Below are 734 nucleotides of genomic sequence, written 5' to 3' on the forward strand. Positions count from 1 at the left end.
CTGTCGGACGTCGCCCGTCTCTACCGTCTGGCGATCGAGAGAGCCGAACGCGGTGCGCGCTACAACGCCGTCGCCGAAGAGGGCGTGGAGGCACGCGAGATCGCCGAGGCGATCGGCCGGGGCCTCAAGCTGCCGGTCAGATCGATCTCCCGCGAGGAAGCCGCAGCGCACTTCGGATGGCTGTCGATCTTCACCACGATCGACTTCCCGGCATCGAGCGCCAAGACGAAGGCCGTGCTGGGATGGCATCCGGCCGGGCCGTCGCTGATCTCCGATCTCAACGCGATGCAGTACTAAGGATACAAGCGGGCGGACGCCATGAATGGCGCCCGCCCGCAGTTTCGATCACAATGCCGCCGCGCGGATTACATGCCCGCGCCGCCAATCGTCCGCGGCTTGCAACGCCGACTGGATCCGCTCGTCGGTAAACGGCTTGCCGACCACAGCAAAGGCGCCATCGAAACCCTGCGAAACCGCCTGCGGAGAGCCGGTCACGAAGATCACGCTGATCCCGAAACGGTCGATCAGCCGCCGGGCGAGTTGCGTTCCGCTTGTCCCGTCCGACAGTCCGACATCGACAAGTGCGGCATCCGCCCGCGGCGCGAAAGCCAATGCCTGCTCGATCGTCGAGGCCGGGCCAAGCGCGCGATGACCAGCCTCGACGGCAATTCTTTCCAGTTCCAGGGCGATGAACCCTTCATCTTCGACAATCAAGACGTTCATGAATCTATCTC

General features: G+C 64.3%; 1 protein-coding gene and 1 pseudogene. One reads left to right on the top strand and one right to left on the bottom strand.

All coding sequences use genetic code 11. The annotated features are described in order from the left end of the window. Positions 1 to 297, top strand: a pseudogene (locus tag AC1DIX_RS27440) (NAD-dependent dehydratase); the annotation flags it as partial. A 48-nt stretch (positions 298 to 345) separates the two neighbouring features. Here AC1DIX_RS27440 and AC1DIX_RS27445 read toward each other — a convergent pair. Beyond that, positions 346 to 734: response regulator (locus AC1DIX_RS27445; protein ID WP_477328470.1), on the bottom strand; the 389-nt coding region annotated here is incomplete at its 5' end.

The organism is Massilia sp. 05N420 (genome assembly GCF_056397205.1).